We start from the raw sequence: 21,822 nt of genomic DNA on the forward strand, positions 1-21,822 counted from the left end.
TCGGGGCATCGTGCCGGCGGCGAAGGCTTGCGTGGTACCGAACGGCATTGTCTTGCGCGACTTCGAGCTGGCCTCGGACACGATGCACGAGCGGCTCACCCGCATGCTCAACATCCCCACCGGCACGTGCATCATCGGCACCGTGGGCCGGCTGAACTGGGCCAAGGACCAGGCCAGCCTCATCCGCGCGTTCCGCCAGGTGCACCAGAGCCGCCCGGATACCGCCCTCGTCCTCGTCGGTGATGGCGAACTGCGCGAGACCTTGCGCGCCTGCGCCTTCGACGAAGGCGTCGCGGGCAGCGTGCACTTCCTGGGCGATCGCAACGACGTACGCCAGCTGCTGCAAGGGTTCGACCTGTTCGTGCTTTCCTCGATCACCGAGGGCTACTCGATGGCCCTGCTCGAGGCCTGCGCCACGGGGCTGCCTATCGTCGCCACCGATGTCGGCGGCAATGCCGAGATCGTCCGTGACGAGGCCACCGGCCGCCTCGTCCCACCCGCCGACGCGCCGGCCCTCGCCGGCGCTATCCTCGGCCTGCTCCACGAATCCCAGCGCGCCTCGTCGTTCGGCCGGGCAGCACGGCAGTGGGTCGAGGCCCACGGCTCGCTCGAGGCTATGGCGACGCGGTATGGAAAGCTCTATTTCGGCGACATGGAGGCGGCGTCATGAAGATCCTGATCCTGACCAACCTGTTCCCGACGCCGTGGGATCCGCGGCGCGGCACCTTCAATCGCCAGCAGTTCCAGCGTCTGGCCGAGCGCCACGAGGTCGACGTGCTCACCGCCGTCGACTTTCGCGAGCGGATGGCGGGTGTCCAGGGCACCGTGCATATCCCCGGCCTGCGCCGCGACCACTTCACCTTCTACCATCCGCCGGGTATCGGCCGTTTCCTCAACGCCTTCTGCTTCTTCGCCAGCGTGATGTGGCAGCGCGGGCGCGAGCTGCGCGCCGCGCGCTACGACGTGCTGCTGGCCAGCTGGGCGTTTCCCGATGCGGTCGCCGGGGCCTGGGTGGCGCGGCTGCTGGGCATTCCCTACGTGGTCAAGGTGCACGGCAGCGATCTCAACGTGCAGGCCGAGGCGCGCCTGCGCCGGCCGCAGATCCGTAGCGCCCTGCGGGGTGCGGGCGCCGTGATCGCCGTCAGCAAGGCCCTCGCATGCAAGGCCGTGGCGCTCGGTGCGGCGGAGGAACGCGTCGAGGCGATCTACAACGGCGTCGATACCCGCGTCTTCCACCGCGGCGACCGTGCCGCGGCGCGCGAACGGCTAGGCCTTCCGGCCGACGTGCCCATCGTGCTCTACGCCGGTAACCTCAAAGCCACCAAGGGCTGTCACGACCTTATCGAAGCTTTCCCCATGCTGGTCAAACGCCATCACGATGCACGGCTGATCTACGTTGGCGAAGGTCCGTCACGAGCGAACCTCGAGGACCGCGCCGCCTCGCTCTGCTGCGCGCCCGGCGTCCGCTTCGAAGGCGCCGTCGACCACGCGGCGCTCGCCGACTGGTTCCGCGCGGCGGACGTGCTCTGCCTGCCGAGCCATAACGAAGGCGTGCCCAACGTCGTGCTCGAGGCCATGGCCTGCGGCACGCCGGTGGTAGCGACCGCCGTTGGCGGCATTCCCGAAGTGCTGCCTGAGACGGCAGGCATCCTGGTTCCCCCCCATCAGCCGCACGAACTGGGCACCGCCCTGATCGAAGCCTTCGAGCGCCATTTCGATCCCATCGTGATCGCCGCGCATGCGGCAACTTTCCGTTGGGACGAGAACATCGACCGCCTGGAGCACACACTCCATCGCGTAGCCGCCGGCGAACCGGCCCATCTTGGCGCCAACGCATGAACTGGAAACTGAAAAAGCACGACCTGCTCGGCCTGCTGCCGGAAGCGCTGGTGCTCACGCGCACGCGCGACCACGACCTGCGCTACCTGAGTTTCGACGACGGCCCCGATCCCGAACACACACCGAGGCTGCTCGACACGCTGGCACGGCACAACGTAAAGGCGAGCTTTTTCCTGGTCGGAGAAAAGATCGAGCAGTACCCCGAGATCGTCCAGCGCATCGTCGCCGACGGGCACATGATCGGTAACCACTCGTATAGCCACTGGTCATTCCGCAACATGAACCTGCGCAAGCAGCTCGACGAGGTCTACCGGACCGACGCCCTGCTGCGCCTGTTCGACAACCGTCCGCACCATCGCATGCGGCCGCCGCACGGCTATGTCGGCGCGAAGCTGCTGCTGCATTTCGCCCGGCGCAAGCGCAGCTTCATCTACTGGTCGTACGACAGCCTCGACTATCAGGACCGCCCGATCGAGGCACTCATTTCGCGCCTGCGCGACGATCCGCCCTCCGCCGGCGACATCGTGCTGATGCACGACGACAGCGACAAGGCGGCTGAGGCCCTCGACGTGCTCCTGCCCGAGTGGCTCGACCAGGGCATCCGGTTCGGTGCTCTCCCGGGCAACGCCCCTTGAAGATCCTCTACCACCACCGGACGCGCGGACGCCATGTCGAAGGCGTGCACATCCGTGGGATCGTGCACGCGCTGCGCGACCTGGGCCACGACGTCTCGGTGATGTCGTTCCCCGGCGCGGATCCCGAGCGCGAAGTACCCGAAGCCGCCAGTGGCGGCGGTGGGCGCGGACGGCTGGCCAGCTTCGTCACGAAGCTGCCCGGCGTGGTCTTCGAGATGTTCGAACTGCTCTACAACCTGGTCACCCTGGTCCGGATGACCCGCGCGTGGCGCACGCAGCCGCCAAGGCTGATCTACGAGCGTTACTCGCTGTTCCTCTTCGCCACCGTCTGGCTGGCTCGTCGCCGCGGCATCCCCTTGGTCCTGGAGATCAACGACTCGGCCCTGGTCGACCGCGTGCGGCCGCTGACCATGAAGGGGCTGGCACGACGCATCGAAGGCTGGTGCCTGCGTCATGCAACTGGTCTGGTCTTCATCTCCACGTACTTTCGCGACGCGGCCATCGCGGCCTATGGCGATATCGCGCCCTCGGTGATCTCGCCGAACGCCGTGGACCTGTCGCGTTTCGATCCCGCCCGCTTCGACCGGGATGCGCTGCGCCGCGAGCGCGGGCTTACCGGGCGCACGGTGTGCGGCCACATCGGCGCCTTTGCCCACTGGCACGGCGTCGACGACTTCGTCGAGGCCATCGCGAACCGGCTGCACGACGTGCCTGAACTGGCGCTGGTCTTCGTTGGTGACGGCAAGACCTTGCCAGCGGTGCGGGCCCTCGTCGCCGAGCGCGGCCTGAGCGAACGCGTCCTCTTGCCGGGCCGCGTGCCTCACGAAGACGTCGCCAGCTGGATCGCCTGCATGGACTATGCCGTGTTGCCGAATTCCAATCATTACGGCTCTCCCATGAAACTGTTCGAGTTCATGGGCATGGGCGTTCCCATGGTCGCGCCGGATTACGCCCCGGTCGCCGAGGTGATCGCCGATGGCCACACGGGCTGGTTGTTCCCGCGTGGCGATGCCGCCGCCTGTGTCGAGCGCGTGCTCGAACTGGCCCGGCTGACCGATGAGCGCAGGCGCGTGGGTCATGCCGCGCGTGACTACATCGCCAGCGAGCGGCAATGGCGCAACAACGCCGAGCAACTGCTCACCCTGGTCCCAGCCGGAGCCGCCGCGTGATCGTCGTCGCCCTGATCGTCCTTTTCCTTCTCGCCTTCGCGGCCGCGGTGACCGTGGCGATCCGTGCACGCAACATGCAGTACTGGCTGTGGGGCTACCTGACCCGACCGAAGCCGCCCAAGGTGTCCGGTCCCGTCCACGTCATGTTCTGCTTCGTCGACCACTTCGAGCCCAACTGGGGCCGTGTGGACATGGACACGCAGCGTCGCCGTGTGGACCGCTGGTGCACGGATTATCGCGCGCTCGCTTCGCGTCATCGCGACGCCGACGGCCGGGTGCCCCAGCACAGCTTCTTCTATCCGGAAGAGGAATACGTCGAAGAACATCTCGACAAGATCGAATCCCTCTGCGCGGATGGCTACGGTGAGATCGAGATCCATCTCCACCATGACAACGACACGCCGGACAACTTTGTCGCCACCATCGACCGATTCAACCGGCTCCTGCACGACAAGCACAATGCCCTGCCGCGCGATCCCGTGACCGGCCAGCTACGCTTCGCCTTCATCCACGGCAACTGGTGCCTGGACAACTCACGTGCCGACGGCCGCTGGTGCGGCATCAACAACGAGCTGATCCTGCTGCGCGAACTCGGTTGCTATGCCGACTTCACCCTGCCCTCGGCGCCCAGCGACACGCAGACGCGGATGTCCAACGCCATCTATTACGCCACCGACGACCCGCATAAGTGCAAGTCGCACGACACCGGTGTGCGCATGCGCGTCGGCGGCAAGCCATCGGGCGACCTGCTGATCATCCAGGGCGTGCTCGGCCTGAACTGGAAGAACCGCCGATTCGGCATCATTCCGCGCATCGAGAATTCGGATATCCGCCGTGGCTCGCCGCCGACACCGTCGCGCGTCGACCAATGGGTACGCACCGGCATCCACGTCGAAGGCCGGCCGGAATGGATCTTCATCAAGATCCACACCCATGGCACGCAGGAAGGCGACATGGATACGCTCCTCGGCAAGCCCGTCGACGCCATGCACGACTACCTCGAAGCCACCTACAACGACGGACGCGACTACGTCCTGCATTACGTCAGCGCCCGTGAGATGTACAACATCGCCAAGGCCGCCGAAGCCGGCATGACCGGCGACCCCGGCCGCTACCGCGATTTCGAGCTCCCCAAACCCGGCGCGAATCTCGCAACGGCAAACGCTCCTGTAGGAGCCGATTCATCGGCGATCCCAGCGTCCCTCACGGCCTCCAATTAACGCACCGCCCCGCCGCCGCCCGAACAAAACGCCCCGATCACACACGCCCCAGCATCATCCAGTCTCCCGACAGGAGGCGCCCATCATGTCTTCATCCTTCGACACCAACGACGACAACGGCGACGGCGACCTCACCGACCTCCTCGGCGAAATACGCGTCCTGTTACCAGCCGCACAACTGCTCTCCGGCTTCCTCATCGCCGTCCCCTTCGCGCCGGGGTTTTCCCGATTGGTCGGCTCCGAGCAGCACATCTTCCTCGCCACCTTTATCTTCTCTCTGATCAGCCTGGTCATGCTCAGTGGGCCGGCTATCCAGCATCGTCTGATTCGGCCGCTACGCGACCGCGAGCAGTTCAAGGTGATCGCAGGGCGCCAGGTGCTGGCCGGGGCCGTTGCGCTCGCCGTCGCGCTCGTGCTCGTCACCCAACTCGTCCTGTCCGCCGTCATGGGCGACATCCTTGGCAACATCGCGGCGGCCGCGCTTGGAACGCTGATTGCCGTGGTCTGGTGGTTCCTGCCCTGGTGGTTACGCGGCAAGGGTCACGTCTGACGCAACGCGACGAGACACGCACCAAAGACCATCCCCGCGCCGCTGCCCAGCACCACGATCCCTGGCAGCATCAGTGAACCGCTCCATTGCTCGGGCGCACTGAAGGCCTCGAACATGACGATTCCCAGCACGGCGACCGACAGAAAGGTGACTACCCATAGTCCATACGCCAGCGCTTCGCCACGAGAGGCGTACTTCAGGAAACCGATCACGCTCGCCAGGAACGCCGCAGCCCCGATGACGGGAGCACAACGAACGCCTTCGTCACCGACGCACAGCAGCAACGAGCCACCAACCTGCGCCGAACCAAAGCGCAACAGCACCGGCAGCGTGGCGAACAGCAGGGCCGTCCAGGGGGCCGGATAGCGCCTCGTCATGGAGGCGGACACGGCGGCGAGTAACCAGTTCTTTCCGTTCATGGGCCGGGAGACTAGAGGTCCCTCGGCCCATGGGCTATCGGATTATTCTGAAAAACGCGGCGGTTTCTCCTCGATGCCATCGGGCCCCGCCGCGGACAGCCAGTCGTAAAGCACCGGCAGCAGGATCAGGGTCAGCAAGGTCGAGCTGATGAGGCCGCCGACCACGACGGTTGCAAGCGGTCGCTGTGTCTCGGCGCCTACCCCGGTTGAGAGCAACATGGGAAGCAGGCCGAGAATCGCCACACTCGCCGTCATCAACACCGGCCGCAGCCGCTGGGCCGTACCCGACAACACGGCGTCACGAACCGACAACCCCGCGTCCCGCCGCCCGTTGAGGAAACTGACCAGGACGATTCCGTTCAGCATCGCCACGCCAAAGACGGCGATGAAACCGATCGCCGATGGCACCGACAGGTATTGCCCGGTGACGAACAGGCCAACAACACCGCCGATGATGGCGAACGGCACGTTGGCCAGGACCAGTAGCGCAAGCCGTGCGGAATGGAATGCCGTGTACAGCAAGACGAAGATGAAGAAGATCGTGACCGGAACGATCAGGGCCAGGCGCGTCAAGGCACGCTGCTGGTTCTCGAACGCGCCGCCCCATGCCGTGTACGAGCCTGCGGGTAGCGTGACATCCGCCGCGATCTTCGCCTGCGCCTCGCGCACGAAGCCGTCGATATCGCGGCCACGCACATCCATCTGGATCACCGCATAGCGGCGCAGCGCTTCCCGCCGGATGAACGAGTAACCTTCCGCCTCGCTCACTTTCGCCACCTGTGACAGCTGCACCAGCGCACCACCTGGCGTGCGCAAGGGAATGCGCTCGATCGCCGACAGTGATGCCTTGCTCGCGTCATCCAGGCGTACGCTGATATCGAAACGCCGCACTCCGTCGAGTAATGCACCCACCGGTTCACCACCGATGCCGTTGCGTACGACCGTCAGCACGTCGTCGGCATTCAGGCCATAGCGAGCCAGTGCGTCGCGATCCACCTCGATCCGTATCTGCGGTTTGCCGATGTTTGCCTCGAGCGACAGGTCGGCTACGCCTGGCACGGTGGCCAGCACGTCCTTCAGTTGCGTACTGACACGGTCGAGCTGATCGAGGTCGTCGCCGTAGACCTTCAGCGCAAGCGTGGCACGGACGCCTGAGATAAGCTCCTCGATACGCATCTGGATCGGCTGCGTATAGCTGACGACAGCCGTGGGCAGGGCATCGGTCAACGTCGCCTGCATCTCCGCCTCGATGGTCTCGAGCGTTTGCCCGTCTCGCCACGCCGAGCGAGGCTTCAGCGGCGTATACACTTCCATGTAGTTCACGTCGGCCGTCTCGCCCTTCTCCGCGCGACCGATCATTGCCAGTGTGGTTTCCACCTCCGGAAATGTCGCCTGGATGCGTTCGGCGACGTGCCTGGACAAGGCGATGGATTCGTCCAGCGAAGCGGAGGGAATCGACGTGATCCGCCACATGATCGCGCCCTCGCGCAAGTTGGGCATGAACTCCTTGCCCAGGAACGGAAACAAGGCAATGGCGGCGACGAGCGCTGCCACGGCGATACCGACGACCACGCGACGTCTTGCGAGCGACCATGCCAGCGCCCGGCCGTAACCACGCTTGAGCACGGCGACCAGCCGCGTGTCCTTCTCTTCCTTCGGCTTCAGCAGCAGTGCTGCCAACACCGGGACGAGGGTCAACGACAGCAGGAGCGATCCGCCCATCGCAAAGGCGATGTTGAACGCCATCGGCTTGAACATCTTCCCTTCCAGCCCCTGCAGGCTGAACAGCGGTAGGAACACCACGATGATGATCAGGATGGCGAAGGTGATCGGCTGTGCCACCTCGCGCGCCGCCGCCAGCACGGCCGCCGTGTGGTCGACGGGCTCACCGTCGGCCCGACGCTCGGCCATGATGCGAAACGCGTTCTCGACCATGACCACCGCACCGTCGACCATCATGCCGATACCGATGGCCAGACCCGCCAGCGACATGAGGTTGGCCGACAGTCCCGCCCAGCCCATGCCGATGAAAGCGATAAGCATCGCCAGCGGCAAGGTCACGACGACGATCAGGGCACTGCGCAGCTCACCGAGAAACAGGAACAGCACGATGGCCACCAGGAGCGAGCCCTCCACCAGCGCACGCACGGCCGTACCCACCGCCGCGTCGACCAGATCCGTGCGTTCGTAAACAGGCTTGACCACGACACCCGGCGGCAGCGCCTTCTTCACCGTGTCCAGCCTGGCCTTGACCGCCTCGACGACACTGCGCGCGTTCTCGTCGATCCGGGCGAGCGCCTGACCCATGACGACTTCCTTGCCATCGCGGGTGACGGCGCCGGTGCGCGGCGCGCCCGCTTCCACGACGCTCGCCACGTCACGCACGTAGACCGGCGTACCATCCGAACTCTTCAGCACGATGTTGCCGATGTCCGCCGCGTTGCGAACAAGGCCGAGTCCTCGCACCAGGTATTGCTCGCGGCCTACGTCGATGACGTTGCCGCCGACTTGCGCATTGTTGGCGTCGAGTGCCTGTATCACTTCCCTGAAACCGAGCCCGTGCGCGATCAGACGCATGGGATCGATGCGCACCTGGAACTGCTTCTCCTGCCCGCCCCAGGAACTCACGTCGTCCACGCCGGGCGCGGTGCGCAGGCTCAAACGCAGCATCCAGTCCTGCAGCGCACGCAGGTCCATGTCGGAAGGTGCGGCCTTCGACGTGTCGTCGGCGCGCTCCACGGTGTACCAGAACACCTGACCGAGGCCGGAGGTGTTCGGACCCATTTCCGGCTTGCCGTAACCCGCGGGCAAGCGCTCGCCCACCTGCTGCAAGCGCTCGTTGACCAGCTGGCGTGCGAACCAGACGTCCATGTCATCATCGAAGTAAACCGACACATAGGACAACCCGAACAGGCTCACCGAACGGATATCGGCGACCTTGGGCAACCCCGCGAGTGCCGACTCCACGGGCGTGGTGAGCAGCAACTCCACGTCTTCGGCGGCCAGGCCGGGCGCTTCCGTGTACACGTTCACCTGTACCGGGGTGACATCGGGAAAGGCGTCGATGGGCAAGTGACGCAAGGCCTGTACGCCGAGGAAGGCGATACTGGCAAAAGCCAGGATCACCAGCCATTTGTACTTGAGCGAGAGTTCGACCAGACGTTCGAGCATCAGTCCTCTCCCAGTTCCGAGCGCAGGATCCGCGCCTTCAATGCGAAGGCTCCCTTGCGCACGTAGGTGGCACCCTCGGTCACGCCCTGCCGGATCTCGGTCCAACCGCCTCGCGTCTCGCCCACTTCCACCGGCACGGCGTCGAAACGACCGTCGCCCTTGCCCTGGACGAACAGCGTGGTCTGGTTGCGCAACAGCAACACGGCCTCGGCCGGCACGGCCAGTCGCGGGGTGGTCTCACCCACGGCGATCCGCGTCTCGACCAGCTCACCGGGATGCAGGAGGTCGTCGCGGTTGGCGACCTGCACGCGCAGATCGGTACGCCGCGTCGTCTCGTCGGTCTGGTGGGAGCGTCCGACCATCGTGCCGGGCAACTCGCGGCCATGGGCAAGCACAGTAACGGCCGCACCGTCGTGGACGCGCTCGGCATCGGCGGGTGACAACCGCGCCTCTACCCAAACACTGTCTTCGGTCACCACGGTGAACAGCACGCGACCCGCCTCCACGCGCTCGCCGACCATGAAAGCATCCGTCACGATCCGGCCCGCACTCGGCGCAATGAGCTCGAAGTCACCGTTCGCCGCCGCCGAGCCCCGCCGCAACACGCTGCCAATCTGGCCATCGGTCAGGCCATAGGCACGCAGCTTCGCACGAGCCTGGTCGCGCTGGACGAGCGCCTCGCCGTAGCGTCGCGCCGATACGGCCTGAGGCCCGAGCGCTGACACGCGTTGCCAATCCTGGCTGGCGACGATGAGCTGACCCTGTGTCTCCGCTACCTCCACGCTGGACAGCACGACAAGCGGCTGGCCCTTCGTCACGACATCGCCAAGGCGAGCCTTGCGGGTGACGACCTGCGATGCGACGCGCGGCGACACCAGCACCGTGGCGTACGCATCCATCTTCACTTCACCCGGCGCTTTCAGTTCCTCGCCAATCCGCCGTTTGCCGAGCGTATCGACAACGATCCCAGCCGCCTTCATCGCCCCCGCATCCAACACCAGAGGCTCCGCCCTGGTAGGAGCCGCTTCAGCGGCGATGCTCTCCGCCACGATGAGCAGCAACACAGCAGTGAGAACGTGCAAAGTCTTCATCGAGACCCCTCCACCAACGAACCATCGATCCAGTCTTCCAGACGACCCGCCGCGGCGAGATAGTCGAACCACGCCTGCCAGAGCTGCATCCGCAACGCGAGGCCGGACTGCGCCGTATCGAGGCTCTGGTTGAGTTGCACGAGGTAATCGGGCGTACTCAATTCGCTCGCCTGCCATAGCCGGTCGAGTCCATCGGCTCGTGCATCGAAGCCAGCCACGCCATCGACGCGACTGTCGCGCAACCCCTCGCTCGCAAGGCGCAGCGATTCGTATGTCACCCTCGCCTGCCCCAGCGCGGCATCCGCCTCCATCCGGGCCGTGCGTTGCGCCGCCGTGGCAGCGTCAGCATCGGCCATCGCCGCTGCGACATCGGCCCGCCCGTTATTCGCGAAGGGCAACGGCATGCTGACCGCAATCCCGACAACCTGATCGGTCCGCGTTCCGCTCCGTACCCGCCCGCCAGTGAGGCTCAACGTCGGATCGGGGCGGCGCGCGCGATCGGCGACGGCGATCGCTGCCTGCGCGCGCGCCTGCCCCGCCGCGGCCAGACGCATCTCGGGCCGTTCGTCGACCGGGCGGGGAACGACGGTCCCCGCCGGTGGCGGTATCCCGTCCATTGGCGTGGGCAACGAGGTCGCATGCCCCAGCGCCGCAAGCAGGCCCAGGGAACCGGCCTCCTGCCCCGCCAGGGCTGCGTGCCGTATGTGCGCGTCCGCCAGGGCGAGCGCGGCAAGATCCCGTTCGGACGTGGCGATATCGCCCACGGCGAGGCGCCGCGTGGCGAGTTCGTCGAAACGCCGCATGAGATCGACGCGGCGCCGGCCCAGGGCACTTTGCCGCGCCGTCCCGGTCGACGCCGCCCAGGCCTTCAACCAGCGCAAGGCGACATCGCGCCACTGGAGTTCACGCTGGGCCTCCGCCGTGCGCACGGCCGCATCGCTTTCGACGATGCGGGCACGTCGCTTGCCCGAGAGGTCCAGTGGCAAGCTGACGCCGATCGTTCGTCGATCGACATCAGCGTTCTCGCCCTCGACGGCGAGCGACGGGTTGTAAAGCGGAAGCGCCGCGGCACGGGCCCGAGCCCTGGCGGCTTCCACCGTCGCATCGGCCGCTTCAACTTGCGGGCTGCTGTGGCGCAGCCGCAGCAACGCATCGCGCACGCCGGGCGGTGCGTTCGTTAGGGAAACCTCGGCGGCGGCGGGCAACGAAACCGCGGCGGTGAACAAACAAAGACACACGACGCCCCAGGGCGCGTGATGCAGGTGTGGCATGAGAATCTCCTGAAAACGATCACGAATCGACGCGACCGCTCAGGCGAGCGGGCGTCGGGACATCGGGAGGTTTTCAGGCGATCGGGGGGCGCTGTGGCGGAACGGCCGGCGAATCTGGCGCATCGCGCCGTACGTCCGAGGGAAGGATGTCGGCCGGCGCGATCACGTGGAAGGTCAACGTGTCGGGCAAGGTGCAGGGCTGTACGGCAAAGTAGTGGGCATGCAGGCAAACATGAGTATCCGCCTCGTCGCCATCGCCATCGCGATGCGGTTCATCGGCATCCCAGGCGACCGACTGCACCGAGAGGGTCTCGTGTTGCGCATCCACCGCGTGCATCACCCAGCGCGGTATGCCTCCCGCTACAACGAGCAGCACGACGAACATCGCTAGCGTGCGGATACACGTGGGATAGCGATAGAGCAAGCGGCGGATGGCGGAAAGAGGACCCATGCGATGGAGAGCATGGCACTTCATTCTGTCTTTGCAAAGGTTTCGGGCATTTGAAACCTACGTCAATGCAGCAGCTTGCGTCGCGCGCTGCCTTTTCGTCCTGTCGATTCCCCGTACCGCCACTTGTCATGGGCCCCGCCGCCGGTGAGTATCGGTCTGCCTACCGCGCAAAGGAGAATGCCATGGCAGACCGCACGCCCGAGGGGATTAAAGAATCCTTCAAGACCTTCCGTCCCGGCCCCATTTCGGAGGCTCCAGTGCGGGGCATCTGGTTATCCGTCCGCACGGACACACCGGGTCGGCACAGGTTCACCAACGAGCAGACCTCGCCCGGACCTAGTCCCACGTACAGCGATGGCATGTTCGTTCGGCTTCAAGGCCCGGGGACCGTCACCTTCAAGCTGAACGACCCCGCGGAGACCGTCTACTTCAGCATCTGGTCTCCGAGTGGAAACGGCGGGACGGTGCGCGCCCGATACATCGCCCCAGAAGGCGGTGCGCACGCAGAAATCGACCATCCGCTCCTGCAGACGGGGGGCATCGCCATGTACACGGGACCTGGGATGATCGCTGCCGTGGATATCTCGATAACTGCCTCGTCGCCGGACATCGTCTGTGTCGATAACTTCAGCAGCTTCGATGAAGGGGAATGGGAAAGCCTGAGGGCGCTCAACAAGGCGGAGCTAACGATGGACGACATCCTGAATCTGCGTCGGCAGCGATAAGACACCAGGTATCACCTGCGTCGCGACGACCGTCGGAGAGTCGATCTAGGGAGTCCGGCCAGCCAGTTTTTTCCGTGCCCGATCCTGGCGCACACGATGCAGGCCCTGATAGAGCCACCGAACGGGACCGTAAGCACGGAATCCCGCGGTGGCTCGCGTCGAACGAACCACGTAGAGCGAACCGCAGGCTTCGCTGTGGCTCGCCAATACCCGCTTGTACTGGTTATCGCCGTAGCCGAAGCTGATCCGCACACCGGGGAAGCGGTCGATGAGCGCGCGAATCGCCTGGAAGGTCGCGACCGAGCCGATACCTACCTTGGCGACGTCCTCGTCGTAACCGAGGTCATCGACCAGATAGGTCCCGCCGAGAAGATAACCGTGCACGTAGGCCAGCGGCCTGCCCTCCTTCACCACGACATGGCCGATCAGCTGCCCGGCCGCCGCCAGGCGAGTGAACAGCGCAACGCGTTCCGGCGCTTCCCAGTCCGTCGGCAGGTCCGCATGGTGCCAGGTGCGTGCGTAGACCTCGTTCATCAGGCGACAGTAGGTCGGCATGTCTTCCGGGCGATCGAACGTCTGCAGGGCCGCGTCGCCGCCGAGCTTGCGATATGCGCGACCGACACGCTGCGTGAGATCACCGCGTTTCTTCGCATCGAACCCCGCCAGCCACGCCTCCGACGATGCCTGCGGCTCGATCGACCACTGCACCTGATCGAGCAGGTGCGCAGCAACGATGCGGAATCCGCCACCGCGCGAGAGCGCTTCGGCGAAGCGATTCGGGAGTTCAGCTTCCTGGATGCGAACGACACTGACATCGTTGTCGCCCATCAACTGGCGTGTCACCACCAGGGCGACGGTGTCACGATCGGCTTCCGCGGCCACGACACCCGAGCCAAGCAGACGCAGCGCCGCACCTTGATACAGACGCAGACGGCGGCCAGCAAGGTCGAGCCGCGCCGTATGCACGATCGACAGCAAGGGCGCGTAGCCGGTGACATGTCCGGCGCTGTCGCGCACCACGATCACGTGCGGCACCGTGCCGTCATGCCGGCTCTCGACTTCGTACGCGATCCAGTCGGGATGCTGCACGATGCCGCTGGCCGCGCCGGCTAATTCCGCGACAGCCGCCAGCTCATCGCGCATGGCGCGCAGTTCGTCGACCGTATGCAGGATCACGCTCAGGTAGGTCATGGGCTGGCCTTCGCCGCGGGCGGCTGGACAACGTTGAGGGCGCGAATAAACAGACGGCCCGGTGGACCGAGCCGGCGGCTGATGCCGGCCATCAGCAGCAAATCGTCGCTCGTCCAGTAACGGACGATGACACTCATCGGTGCATAGATCGCCGTGAACACGAACGCGCCGACGAGGAAGCCCAGCCGGGACGGCGTCGCCACGGTGACGGCCCACGCCGCGGCCGTCGCCACGAGACCGACCGCGAAGAGGCGGGTCATGGCTGCCACCGGGAGCGCTCCGCTGGTCGCCTTGCGCAAGTAGTGGATGGCCAGGGCCATTTCGACGATGCGCGTGGCGGCATACGTCACCACCGCTCCCGCGAGGCCGAAGGTGGGAATCAGCGCGATGCCGAACACCGCGTTGGCGACCACCGAGACACTGGCGATGCGAATGCGATCGTCCTGGCGGTCCACGACCGTCTGGAACGCCGCGATGCCATTGCCGATCAACAACAGGCCGCCGAGGACCAGGGTGGCCTCGATCGCGGGAATCGCGTCGATATAGCGGTTGCCGTACATGAGCCTGACGATCTCGGGCGTTGTCACCAGGCCCAGGCCGGCGATGGCGATGCCCACCGCCCAATAGAATCGCGTCGCTTCGGAAAGGAAGCGCGCCGCGCGAGCCGTGCCGCTCTCGCCGAAGGTCTTGGCCATGTACGGCAGCAGTGTCGAGGTGAGGCCGACAGAGAACAGCTGGACGGCACCACGGGTCAAGGTGCCGGCGATCGCGAAGTAACCGACCGCTACCGATCCCGAGAAGGTGTTCAGCAGGAAGACCTCGATCGTGCCGACGCGGAACGATCCCATCAGCACCAGCACCGCCGTGAGCTTGAGGTGTCGGTTGACGCGCGCATTCGTCGCCGGCGGAATCGGGCCGGACGCGAACGGCCGGCAGTAGCGCCGGAACGACAGGCGGTTGATCAGGTTGAGCAAAAGGCAGGCAACGGCGAACAGGGCGACGAAGGTAATCAGGTCCGCGTGCAACACCATGGCGGCGAGGACGAACAGCATGCCGACGATCCCGGCCGCCACCGTGGCGATCGCTTCCGGCTCGAAGCGTTCCTGGCCCTTGCCGATGGCGACGAGGACGGCGTAGTTCGACTTGGCCACGACAGCGATCACAACCAGACCGACGATCGGCAGCAACGACGTGCCCCACTCCGCGGGACTGACGATCAGGGCGATCAACGCGAACAGACTGATCACGAGCAGCGAGCTGAGGGTCTGGATGCGCGAAAAACGCGCGGCCAGGCTCGATGCGAGAGCGGGATCGCCCATGCCGTCGGCCTCGGCGATGAACTTGGTCGACGAGGTGGTCAGCGCATGGTTGGAACACACGATCAGCCAGCCGCACAGCCAGACGGTGAACGCGTAGCGACCGAAGTCCGCCGGGCCGAGCGAACGGGCGATCCACACGCTCATCAGAAGGCCGAGCGCATACTCGATATACGTCGATACCGTGACGATGCCAATGCTGCGCAGGACGGCGACGCGGCGGTTCATGGTGCGCTACCTGTACCGTTTGTAGCCTGAGCCAGGCCAGCACCCGCCGGCTGCTTCATCATCCACTGCGCCACGCCAGCGCCACGGTTGTTCCAGTTGAAGCGACGCAGGGTATCCGAGATGGATGCGCAGGAATCGCTGTACGACGAGGCGATCGCGGCGAAACGCTTCTTCAGCGCCGCCGCTTTCGCCGGATCCTTCTCGAAGTAGTACGCCGCGGCCACGGGAAGCCCGAGTTCGACGGTGTGCCCGTCGCTATACCAGCCTTCCGACTCCTGGATCTTCGTCAAGGCCTCGGTCTTCGCTTTCGACGACGACCAGTACCAGGCGATCTGGCCACCCACGCCGGAGCAGCCGTTACGCCAGTCATGCGGGTTCACGAGTAGAGACGGATCGATCCAGCCATAGCGCTCGAGATACGCGCCGAAGGCCGTCAGCATTGGCGGAATGCGCGCATCCCCCGTCACCAGCCACGCGTGCCACAAGCCATCGACGATGTTCTCGCTCATCCAAGGCGAGGCACCGCGCACGTCGTCCTTGCCGCCACGATCGTTCTCGTGGATGTTCCAGCTGTTCCGCCAGGACCCGTCGTCGCCGAGGCCATCGGGGTTGGCGCGCTGGTGTTCGCTCAGCCAGCCCACACGCGCGTCGATCCGTTCGCGGTAGCGCGCGTCACCGGTCAGTTCGAAGGCGGCCACCGTTTCGATCAGGCCGAGGCCGGCGAGCCGCTCGGTGAAATAGTCATCGGCGTGTTTGTAGGGGCCGGGCGCGCCGTTCCAGCCGCCACTGGCCCACAGGTCGGCCATCTTTCCGACCGTGGCCGCATCGTGCATCGAATCGTCGCCGGTCAACGCGACCGCAAGCAGGATCGGTTCGATGTAGACGTACTTGACGTCGCAGGGCTTCTCGTCCGGCAGCCAGCCGCCACCGCAGCTCGGGCTCTCCGGTGCGCCGTCGCGCTTGATGCCTGCCATGTACCAACGGTAGCTCGCTTCGGCCGCCTCGAGGTAATCGGCACGCCCCGTCCGAACATAGGCCTTGAACAAGGTCGACGGCCGGTCGAACAACCAGGCCGTGGTGTCCTTGACCGGCAACGCTGCCGCCCATTTGAACTGGGCGTCGACGTACCGGGCATAAGGCTCGTCGCGCGGGGCAACCGATTGGGGGCCGGCGATCAGGGACGCCGTAAGCCACTCGGGGGTCAGCGTGCCGATGGCAGCGAGGCGATCCTTGATCAGCCCCCGCGTGTACGGCCACGCCGGACGTTCCGCCGTGCGCGCCTCGCCCAGCGCAAAGTAGTACGTCCCCGGTGCCGCCATGAACTCCGCGCGCACGGCACGCAGGCTGCCGTCCCGGTAGTGCCAGGTGAGCATGCGCGTCACCGACGCGGGCACCTCCTTCCCATGGCTGTCGAGAATACGCAGGTGGCCCGTATCACGAAGAACGCCTGGGGGTAACGGAATGCCTACCGACAAGGGGAGGTCGTCACCCTGCCCGGCGACGCGCTTCACCTCGATACGCTGGGCGGCGACCACGCTGATGTCGGCCGACCGCGCGCCTCCCGACGCCAGCGACGCGGCCAGGGCAAGCAGGCAGCCGAGCACGAACAGCACATGGCGAGCATGTCCGGACACAGCCACCGTCATGACAGCCGGCGTGCCATCGCCGACGCGCGATGCGCGCCTGCGCTGACGCAGCGACAGGTGCGAAGACATGCTCATGCCACGGACGCGGTGGGCAGGTTCGCGCCGGCCAGGTGGTACTCCCAGGTCAGCGCGGTGCGCACAATGAAGTCGAGGTCGTCGTAGCGCGGCGTCCAGCCGAGTTCCTGCCGCAGACGGTCGCTGCAGGCGATCAGCTTGGGGATGTCACCGGGGCGTCGCGGCAGCTCGATCACGTTGAGAGCATGTCCGCCCACGCGGGCAACGGCGTCGACGACTTCGCGAACGCTGTAGCCGTGGCCGTACCCGCAGTTGAGCGTCAACGACGTCCCACCGTCGCGCAGGTGATCCAGCGCGCGCAGGTGTGCGGCGGCGAGATCTTCCACGTGGATGTAGTCACGTACACCGGTGCCGTCGGGCGTGTCGTAATCGGTACCGTAGATCGACACCGAACGGCGCTTGCCGACTGCGTGCTCGCAGGCCACCTTGATCAGCAGGGTCGCTTCCGGAGTCGAATGGCCAATGCGACCCAAGGGGTCGCAGCCGGCGACATTGAAATACCGCAGGATCACATGGCGTACGGCGCCGGTCGCCGACCAGTCGCGCAACATCGTCTCCGACATCAGCTTCGACGTGCCATACGGATTGATCGGCTGGGTCTGCGTGTTCTCGTCGGCGACGCCTGCCTCGGTCGTGCCGTAGACGGCTGCCGTCGAGGAGAAGATGAACTTGTCCACGCCGGCCTGCGCGCAGCACGCCAGCAGGTTGCGCGTGTTGCAGGTGTTGTTGCCGTAGTACTTGAGCGGATCGCTCATCGACTCGGGAACCACCGTATGCGCGGCGAAATGCAGGACGGCGTCGACCTGGTACGCCTCGAGCGTGCGCGAGACGAGATCGCAGTCGCCCACGTTGCCTTCGACGAGCGCCGCACCGCGCACCGCGTCGCGAAATCCGGTGGAAAGATTATCGATCACCACCACGCGATCGCCGCGGGCGACGAGCTGTTGCACCGTGTGGCTGCCGATATAGCCGGCGCCGCCGGTGACCAGGACCGTATTCATGGGTGCCTCCCGGCAGCTGCCGGCGGGAAGTTCTGTGAGAGCCAGCCACCGATGCCGTCGAGCAGGCGCGCCCGGTCGCCGGTGAGGATGTAGGTATGGTCGGTCTCGGCGGCGTAGCGCGTGGTCACGGCCGGATGATTCATCACTTTGCCGAAGCACTCGCGGAACTGCCGCGCGTGATTGAAGTAATTGCTGATGCCGCCGGAATAGACCAGGTACAGCTTCATGCCGCGATTCACCATGCCGGTGAAGTCGGCGATGACTTCTTCGCGCGGCGCTGGAGCCACGGCAAAGATCGGTTGGGCTTCTACCTTCGCTGTCGCGGGCTGGCCGTCGGCGCGCTGCATCAGCCGGCGCACCCAGCGCGCCGGATCGACCAGTCTCGGCAGGTAATGCCGAAGCTTGTAGCCCAGCGTTCGATACGCGTAACCATCGAGGAACACGGCTCCCGCGACGCGCGGATCGGTCGCAGCGACGACATGCGCGTTCTGCGCGCCGGAACACAACCCTACCAAGATGAAGCGTTCGCAACCCGCGCGTTCAGCCAGCAGCTTCATGGCATCGTCGACATCGCCACAGACGGCCTGTGTCCGTGTCTGCTGCCCGCCACTGGCCGCACTGTCGCCAAGCGTCGACAGATCGAAGCGGAGGGTTGGATAGCCTGCCGCGTTGAGTTGCCGGGTCAGCTCCACATGCAGCCGGAAGGGTCCGATACGGTGGACCAGTCCGGCGTTGAGCACGATCACGCCCGTCTCCCCGGACGGACCCTGCGGGATGCCGGCAATACCGACCAGATGGCGAGCGCGGCCAAAGCGATGGGCTTCCTCGCGCATCATGCGACCTCCTTCAGGCGGCCCGTGACGGCCTGGATGAGCGGGTGCGAAAGAATCGCGCTCTCCAGCCGGTCCAGGTCCTCCCATGCGGTGGGCGGTGCGATGGTCGCGACCTTGCCGCGATGGGAGACGATTCGCTCCCAGGGCGAAGCGGTCGACGCCGGCGTGGAATCGAGCACCAGCGTAGGCACGTCGGCCGGTCCCACGCGCAGCGCGGCAAGCTGGCGGCGAAGCGTGCCGCCGATATCGAAGCCGAGCCATTGCTCGGCCACGTCGCTATGGTTGCGCGGACGGAGGAAGCGGCTGGTGTCCTCGCGCAAGGCCGCCTGCATGGCATCAAGCCTGGCCACGTACTGGTCGCCATCGAGCACGGGATCCCAGGCGATGACTTCACTGAAGCGTGCCTGCCTCGCTGCGGACAGCGCCACGCTGCCACCCAGCCGCGCGCCGAAGGCCACGATGCGGTCGACACCCGCACGCCGACGAAGCTCCGCCGCTGCCGCCGTCGCATCACTGATGCAACGTTCCCAGTCCACCTCCGCGCTATCACCGGCGGAGTCGCCCGTGCCGTGATAATCGAAGCGAAGGACGGCCATGCCCTCCTCCGCCAGTGCCTGGGCGAGTTGACGGTAGAGCCGATGGCAGCGGATGAGGTCCTGCCCCAGCGGCGGGCACATCAGGATGGCCCGCCGCGCGGGCACCGCCGGTGCGTGATACATGCCGAACAGGCCGGCGTCCGGGCCAAAGAAAAACGGTATGTCAGCATCCAGGCGCATCGTCATCTCCGATAAACCACGCCGATGAAGAACTCGGTTTCGCGATAGCTCTGGCCCACCGCATCGCTGGTCCGGCGCTCGCGCGCCACCGACGCATGCCAGGTCCAGTGCCGGTTCACCTGTTGACCCAGGTCCAGGCCCAGTCGAACCGTCTTGTCGGTACGGTCGAAGCTGTCGTACTTCGTGCGGTCGTACGTGCCGAAGCCGGTGAGCGTGACGGTCGGCTTCACGCGGTAGCTCACCCCGGCGCTGACGCCCTTGCCGGTCTGGTTGAAGGTGTTGTCATCGAGGTAGCGAAGCTGGCTGTATGACGGCGATACCGTCACGCCGAGGCGGGGCTGTTGCCACACCCAGGTCGCCTCGAAGCGCTTCTCCTTGTACACGTCCGACCCGATGACGGCGCTCCCGACACCGATACCCGTCGACGAACCGCGACCGAGTCCGCCCGTGTTGGCGAAAGGATCGATCGCTTCGGTGCGATTGGCCGAGGCGGCTCCGGTAGCGAACAGACCCGGGGTGGTGATGATGTCCTGTGCGGCGTCCGCGTACTGGTAGATACCCGCGACACTCAGCGAGTTCTCAGTCGAGGGCTGCCAGCCGATCTGTATGCGCGCCAGCGGCGCAGTCGCATTGCGGCCCTGGTCGAAGCTCAGACGCGTGCCACCGAGCAGGATGTCCGCATCGAAGTGCGCCAGGTTGCTCGTGTAGCGCAGGTAAGCCTCTTTGCGGTCGTAGTTCTCGCTGGACGGCTGCTTGTCGAAGTCCACTCGCTGGAACTCGACATTGCCCGACAGTGTGTCGGTCGGGTTCAGATCGCGATACAGCCGAAGCGCGGCAAGGCCACGCGTCGAATCGAACTCGTCCACCTTGGAGGCGTAGCTGTCGATGTAGCGCAGCTCAACCTGGGCGCGCGTGGCATCGCCGAAGCGCATGCGCAACGTCGGCCCGAACAGAACGACATTGGTCTGCTGCTCGTTATTCGGGGAGTTCGCCGACAGCTGATCCACCGGCTGCACACCCGCATAGTCCTCGAGGGAAAAGTCGAGGCGCTCGGGAATCGCGGTCCAGTTCGCCTGGGCCGCGAGCTGGGTCTGGGTCTGCGAATCGAAATCGTTTTCCAGGTACTTGCGGTACTCCAGGGTACCGGCCACGTTGGCCTGGAAGGTCGAGCCGAATTGGGTGTACTGGAACGTCGTGCCGGGCGTGAAAACACTTTCACTCATCGGCTGATCAGATGACAACGCGATGTTGTTGCTGTGTTCCAGCCCTGCATAGAGCGTGTAGTCGAACGTACCCGCGAGCGCCATGGTGGGTGCCGACGCGAGCCCGATCACGATCGCACGGGCGAGCCTTGTCGATGCCGGCATGTTCCCTCCCTTAGCCCCTGTGTGCACGGAACGCCTGCCGGTCGTCCGAGCGGGAACGTCGTCCTTACGGCGACTGATTGAAAACCACGCCCGCGAGCTTGGCGGGATCGAAGTTGGCCACTGCCTGGTTGATCGCAGCGGGCGTGTCACGCCCGTAACCGGCGACGATGACGACGAAGTCGGCGAGGTCCGCGAGGATGCGTGCATCCGGCGAGCCCTTGACCGGTGGGCCATCGAGGAAGAGGTAGCGGTCGGGATAACGGCAGCGCAGCGAGTCGAGCACCGCGCGCATCCGGAACGAGGAGAAATACTCGCCGCTGTTCTCGCGCGACTTGCCTGCGGGAATCAGGCGCAGGCGCGGCACGCCCGTGTGGTACATGATCGAGGCGATGCCGCGCGAGGGGTGTTCGAGGAAATCGATGAGCCCGCCAGTCCGCGGCTCGATCCCCAGCGCCTTGTGCTGGTTCGGATAGCGCAGGTTGCAGTCCATCAACAGGCTGGTCTTGGCCTCGTCGAAGGCGAAGGCCGCCGCCAGGTTGCGGGTGACGAAGCTGCCTCCCGAGCGCGGACTCACGGCCACCACAAGCGTGATGAAGTTGCTCTCGCCGGCCATCTCGAGCAGGCGTGTGCGGATGCCACGAAAGGCATCCGACTGCTGCCGTACGGACTCCTCGCGATGGATCAGACGCTTGCGCTCGCAGTCGATCGGCGCCAGTGCGCCAGCCTCCTCACGCATCCGCGCGATCGAGTGGTTGGGCGTTGCATGCGCGTCACCGTGGTGGGCATCGCCATGATGGTCGGAGAGCATGTCGCTGAATTCGGTATTGTTCGCGGCCATTTTGTTCATG

At 65.7% G+C, this 21,822-nt stretch carries 20 protein-coding genes; 7 read left to right on the forward strand and 13 right to left on the reverse strand.

Annotated elements, in window-relative coordinates:
• From AC1DYM_RS20685 to AC1DYM_RS20710, 6 genes are all read left to right on the forward strand, one after another.
• Window positions 1–670 (forward strand): glycosyltransferase (locus AC1DYM_RS20685; RefSeq protein ID WP_477341586.1); only part of this gene is annotated, 670 nt, incomplete at its 5' end.
• On the forward strand, window positions 667–1,839 hold the full coding sequence (locus tag AC1DYM_RS20690) for a glycosyltransferase family 4 protein (protein ID WP_477341588.1): 1,173 nt from the start codon (window positions 667–669) through the stop codon (window positions 1,837–1,839). The genes AC1DYM_RS20685 and AC1DYM_RS20690, both read left to right, overlap by 4 nt.
• Window positions 1,836–2,474 (forward strand): polysaccharide deacetylase family protein, encoded by a 639-nt coding sequence (locus tag AC1DYM_RS20695; protein WP_477341589.1) that lies wholly within the window; start codon window positions 1,836–1,838, stop codon window positions 2,472–2,474. The genes AC1DYM_RS20690 and AC1DYM_RS20695 overlap by 4 nt, the downstream gene beginning before the upstream one ends.
• Window positions 2,471–3,643: a glycosyltransferase family 4 protein gene (locus tag AC1DYM_RS20700; protein WP_477341591.1), complete on the forward strand. Its 1,173-nt coding sequence runs from the start codon at window positions 2,471–2,473 to the stop codon at window positions 3,641–3,643. The genes AC1DYM_RS20695 and AC1DYM_RS20700 overlap by 4 nt, the downstream gene beginning before the upstream one ends.
• Window positions 3,640–4,863, forward strand: coding sequence for a hypothetical protein (locus tag AC1DYM_RS20705; protein WP_477341593.1), 1,224 nt, complete (start codon window positions 3,640–3,642; stop codon window positions 4,861–4,863). Before AC1DYM_RS20700 ends, AC1DYM_RS20705 begins: the two co-directional genes overlap by 4 nt.
• A gap of 85 nt (window positions 4,864–4,948) precedes the next feature.
• The gene (locus tag AC1DYM_RS20710) at window positions 4,949–5,413 is read left to right on the forward strand and encodes a DUF6328 family protein (RefSeq protein ID WP_477341595.1); all 465 of its coding nucleotides are present in this window, start codon (window positions 4,949–4,951) and stop codon (window positions 5,411–5,413) included.
• Here AC1DYM_RS20710 and AC1DYM_RS20715 read toward each other — a convergent pair.
• The 5 genes from AC1DYM_RS20715 to AC1DYM_RS20735 form a co-directional block, all read right to left on the reverse strand.
• On the reverse strand, window positions 5,404–5,832 hold the full coding sequence (locus tag AC1DYM_RS20715) for a hypothetical protein (RefSeq protein ID WP_477341597.1): 429 nt from the start codon (window positions 5,830–5,832) through the stop codon (window positions 5,404–5,406). The genes AC1DYM_RS20710 and AC1DYM_RS20715 overlap by 10 nt on opposite strands.
• Before the next feature lie 42 nt (window positions 5,833–5,874).
• On the reverse strand, window positions 5,875–9,003 hold the full coding sequence (locus AC1DYM_RS20720) for an efflux RND transporter permease subunit (protein WP_477341599.1): 3,129 nt from the start codon (window positions 9,001–9,003) through the stop codon (window positions 5,875–5,877).
• On the reverse strand, window positions 9,003–10,094 hold the full coding sequence (locus AC1DYM_RS20725; protein WP_477341601.1) for an efflux RND transporter periplasmic adaptor subunit: 1,092 nt from the start codon (window positions 10,092–10,094) through the stop codon (window positions 9,003–9,005). The genes AC1DYM_RS20720 and AC1DYM_RS20725 overlap by 1 nt, the downstream gene beginning before the upstream one ends.
• A complete protein-coding gene (locus tag AC1DYM_RS20730) occupies window positions 10,091–11,365 on the reverse strand; it encodes a TolC family protein (RefSeq protein ID WP_477341603.1) in 1,275 nt (424 codons plus the stop codon). The genes AC1DYM_RS20725 and AC1DYM_RS20730 overlap by 4 nt, the downstream gene beginning before the upstream one ends.
• Before the next feature lie 73 nt (window positions 11,366–11,438).
• On the reverse strand, window positions 11,439–11,816 hold the full coding sequence (locus AC1DYM_RS20735) for a hypothetical protein (RefSeq protein ID WP_477341605.1): 378 nt from the start codon (window positions 11,814–11,816) through the stop codon (window positions 11,439–11,441).
• 182 nt (window positions 11,817–11,998) lie between these two features.
• Here AC1DYM_RS20735 and AC1DYM_RS20740 point away from each other — a divergent pair, with 182 nt between their 5' ends.
• On the forward strand, window positions 11,999–12,541 hold the full coding sequence (locus AC1DYM_RS20740) for a hypothetical protein (RefSeq protein ID WP_477341607.1): 543 nt from the start codon (window positions 11,999–12,001) through the stop codon (window positions 12,539–12,541).
• Between the two features lie 45 nt (window positions 12,542–12,586).
• Here AC1DYM_RS20740 and AC1DYM_RS20745 read toward each other — a convergent pair whose 3' ends face one another.
• The 8 genes from AC1DYM_RS20745 to AC1DYM_RS20780 all read right to left on the reverse strand — a co-directional run bounded on the left by AC1DYM_RS20745 (window position 12,587) and on the right by AC1DYM_RS20780 (window position 21,821).
• Window positions 12,587–13,732, reverse strand: coding sequence for a GNAT family N-acetyltransferase (locus tag AC1DYM_RS20745; RefSeq protein ID WP_477341609.1), 1,146 nt, complete (start codon window positions 13,730–13,732; stop codon window positions 12,587–12,589).
• Window positions 13,729–15,276, reverse strand: a complete 1,548-nt coding sequence (locus AC1DYM_RS20750) for an oligosaccharide flippase family protein (RefSeq protein WP_477341611.1) — start codon at window positions 15,274–15,276, stop codon at window positions 13,729–13,731. Before AC1DYM_RS20750 ends, AC1DYM_RS20745 begins: the two co-directional genes overlap by 4 nt.
• Complete coding sequence (locus AC1DYM_RS20755; protein WP_477341613.1) at window positions 15,273–16,991, reverse strand: hypothetical protein; 1,719 nt, start codon at window positions 16,989–16,991, stop codon at window positions 15,273–15,275. Before AC1DYM_RS20755 ends, AC1DYM_RS20750 begins: the two co-directional genes overlap by 4 nt.
• Window positions 16,992–16,993: 2 nt before the next feature.
• Complete coding sequence (gene galE, locus AC1DYM_RS20760) at window positions 16,994–17,998, reverse strand: UDP-glucose 4-epimerase GalE (protein WP_477341615.1); 1,005 nt, start codon at window positions 17,996–17,998, stop codon at window positions 16,994–16,996.
• Window positions 17,995–18,834: an alpha/beta hydrolase family protein gene (locus AC1DYM_RS20765; protein ID WP_477341617.1), complete on the reverse strand. Its 840-nt coding sequence runs from the start codon at window positions 18,832–18,834 to the stop codon at window positions 17,995–17,997. Before AC1DYM_RS20765 ends, galE begins: the two co-directional genes overlap by 4 nt.
• On the reverse strand, window positions 18,831–19,607 hold the full coding sequence (locus AC1DYM_RS20770; protein WP_477341619.1) for a serine aminopeptidase domain-containing protein: 777 nt from the start codon (window positions 19,605–19,607) through the stop codon (window positions 18,831–18,833). The genes AC1DYM_RS20765 and AC1DYM_RS20770 overlap by 4 nt, the downstream gene beginning before the upstream one ends.
• Window positions 19,608–19,609: 2 nt before the next feature.
• Window positions 19,610–20,974, reverse strand: coding sequence for an outer membrane beta-barrel protein (locus tag AC1DYM_RS20775; protein ID WP_477341621.1), 1,365 nt, complete (start codon window positions 20,972–20,974; stop codon window positions 19,610–19,612).
• Between the two features lie 64 nt (window positions 20,975–21,038).
• Complete coding sequence (locus AC1DYM_RS20780; protein ID WP_477341623.1) at window positions 21,039–21,821, reverse strand: P-loop NTPase family protein; 783 nt, start codon at window positions 21,819–21,821, stop codon at window positions 21,039–21,041.
• Window position 21,822 lies beyond the last annotated feature (1 nt).

The sequence above is a fragment of the Luteibacter sp. P1_D3 genome, from assembly GCF_056406135.1.

What these genes read in the sequence shown, in the direction of transcription:
- AC1DYM_RS20690 (WP_477341588.1), top strand. Translation starts at nt 667, where the DNA reads ATGAAGATCCTGATCCTGACCAACCTGTTCCCGACGCCGTGGGATCCG.
- AC1DYM_RS20695 (WP_477341589.1), top strand. Translation starts at nt 1,836, where the DNA reads ATGAACTGGAAACTGAAAAAGCACGACCTGCTCGGCCTGCTGCCGGAA.
- AC1DYM_RS20710 (WP_477341595.1), top strand. Translation starts at nt 4,949, where the DNA reads ATGTCTTCATCCTTCGACACCAACGACGACAACGGCGACGGCGACCTC.
- AC1DYM_RS20715 (WP_477341597.1), bottom strand. Translation starts at nt 5,832, where the DNA reads ATGAACGGAAAGAACTGGTTACTCGCCGCCGTGTCCGCCTCCATGACG.
- AC1DYM_RS20720 (WP_477341599.1), bottom strand. Translation starts at nt 9,003, where the DNA reads ATGCTCGAACGTCTGGTCGAACTCTCGCTCAAGTACAAATGGCTGGTG.
- AC1DYM_RS20725 (WP_477341601.1), bottom strand. Translation starts at nt 10,094, where the DNA reads ATGAAGACTTTGCACGTTCTCACTGCTGTGTTGCTGCTCATCGTGGCG.
- AC1DYM_RS20730 (WP_477341603.1), bottom strand. Translation starts at nt 11,365, where the DNA reads ATGCCACACCTGCATCACGCGCCCTGGGGCGTCGTGTGTCTTTGTTTG.
- AC1DYM_RS20735 (WP_477341605.1), bottom strand. Translation starts at nt 11,816, where the DNA reads ATGGGTCCTCTTTCCGCCATCCGCCGCTTGCTCTATCGCTATCCCACG.
- AC1DYM_RS20740 (WP_477341607.1), top strand. Translation starts at nt 11,999, where the DNA reads ATGGCAGACCGCACGCCCGAGGGGATTAAAGAATCCTTCAAGACCTTC.
- AC1DYM_RS20745 (WP_477341609.1), bottom strand. Translation starts at nt 13,732, where the DNA reads ATGACCTACCTGAGCGTGATCCTGCATACGGTCGACGAACTGCGCGCC.
- AC1DYM_RS20750 (WP_477341611.1), bottom strand. Translation starts at nt 15,276, where the DNA reads ATGAACCGCCGCGTCGCCGTCCTGCGCAGCATTGGCATCGTCACGGTA.
- AC1DYM_RS20755 (WP_477341613.1), bottom strand. Translation starts at nt 16,991, where the DNA reads ATGTCTTCGCACCTGTCGCTGCGTCAGCGCAGGCGCGCATCGCGCGTC.
- galE (WP_477341615.1), bottom strand. Translation starts at nt 17,998, where the DNA reads ATGAATACGGTCCTGGTCACCGGCGGCGCCGGCTATATCGGCAGCCAC.
- AC1DYM_RS20765 (WP_477341617.1), bottom strand. Translation starts at nt 18,834, where the DNA reads ATGATGCGCGAGGAAGCCCATCGCTTTGGCCGCGCTCGCCATCTGGTC.
- AC1DYM_RS20770 (WP_477341619.1), bottom strand. Translation starts at nt 19,607, where the DNA reads ATGCGCCTGGATGCTGACATACCGTTTTTCTTTGGCCCGGACGCCGGC.
- AC1DYM_RS20775 (WP_477341621.1), bottom strand. Translation starts at nt 20,974, where the DNA reads ATGCCGGCATCGACAAGGCTCGCCCGTGCGATCGTGATCGGGCTCGCG.
- AC1DYM_RS20780 (WP_477341623.1), bottom strand. Translation starts at nt 21,821, where the DNA reads ATGAACAAAATGGCCGCGAACAATACCGAATTCAGCGACATGCTCTCC.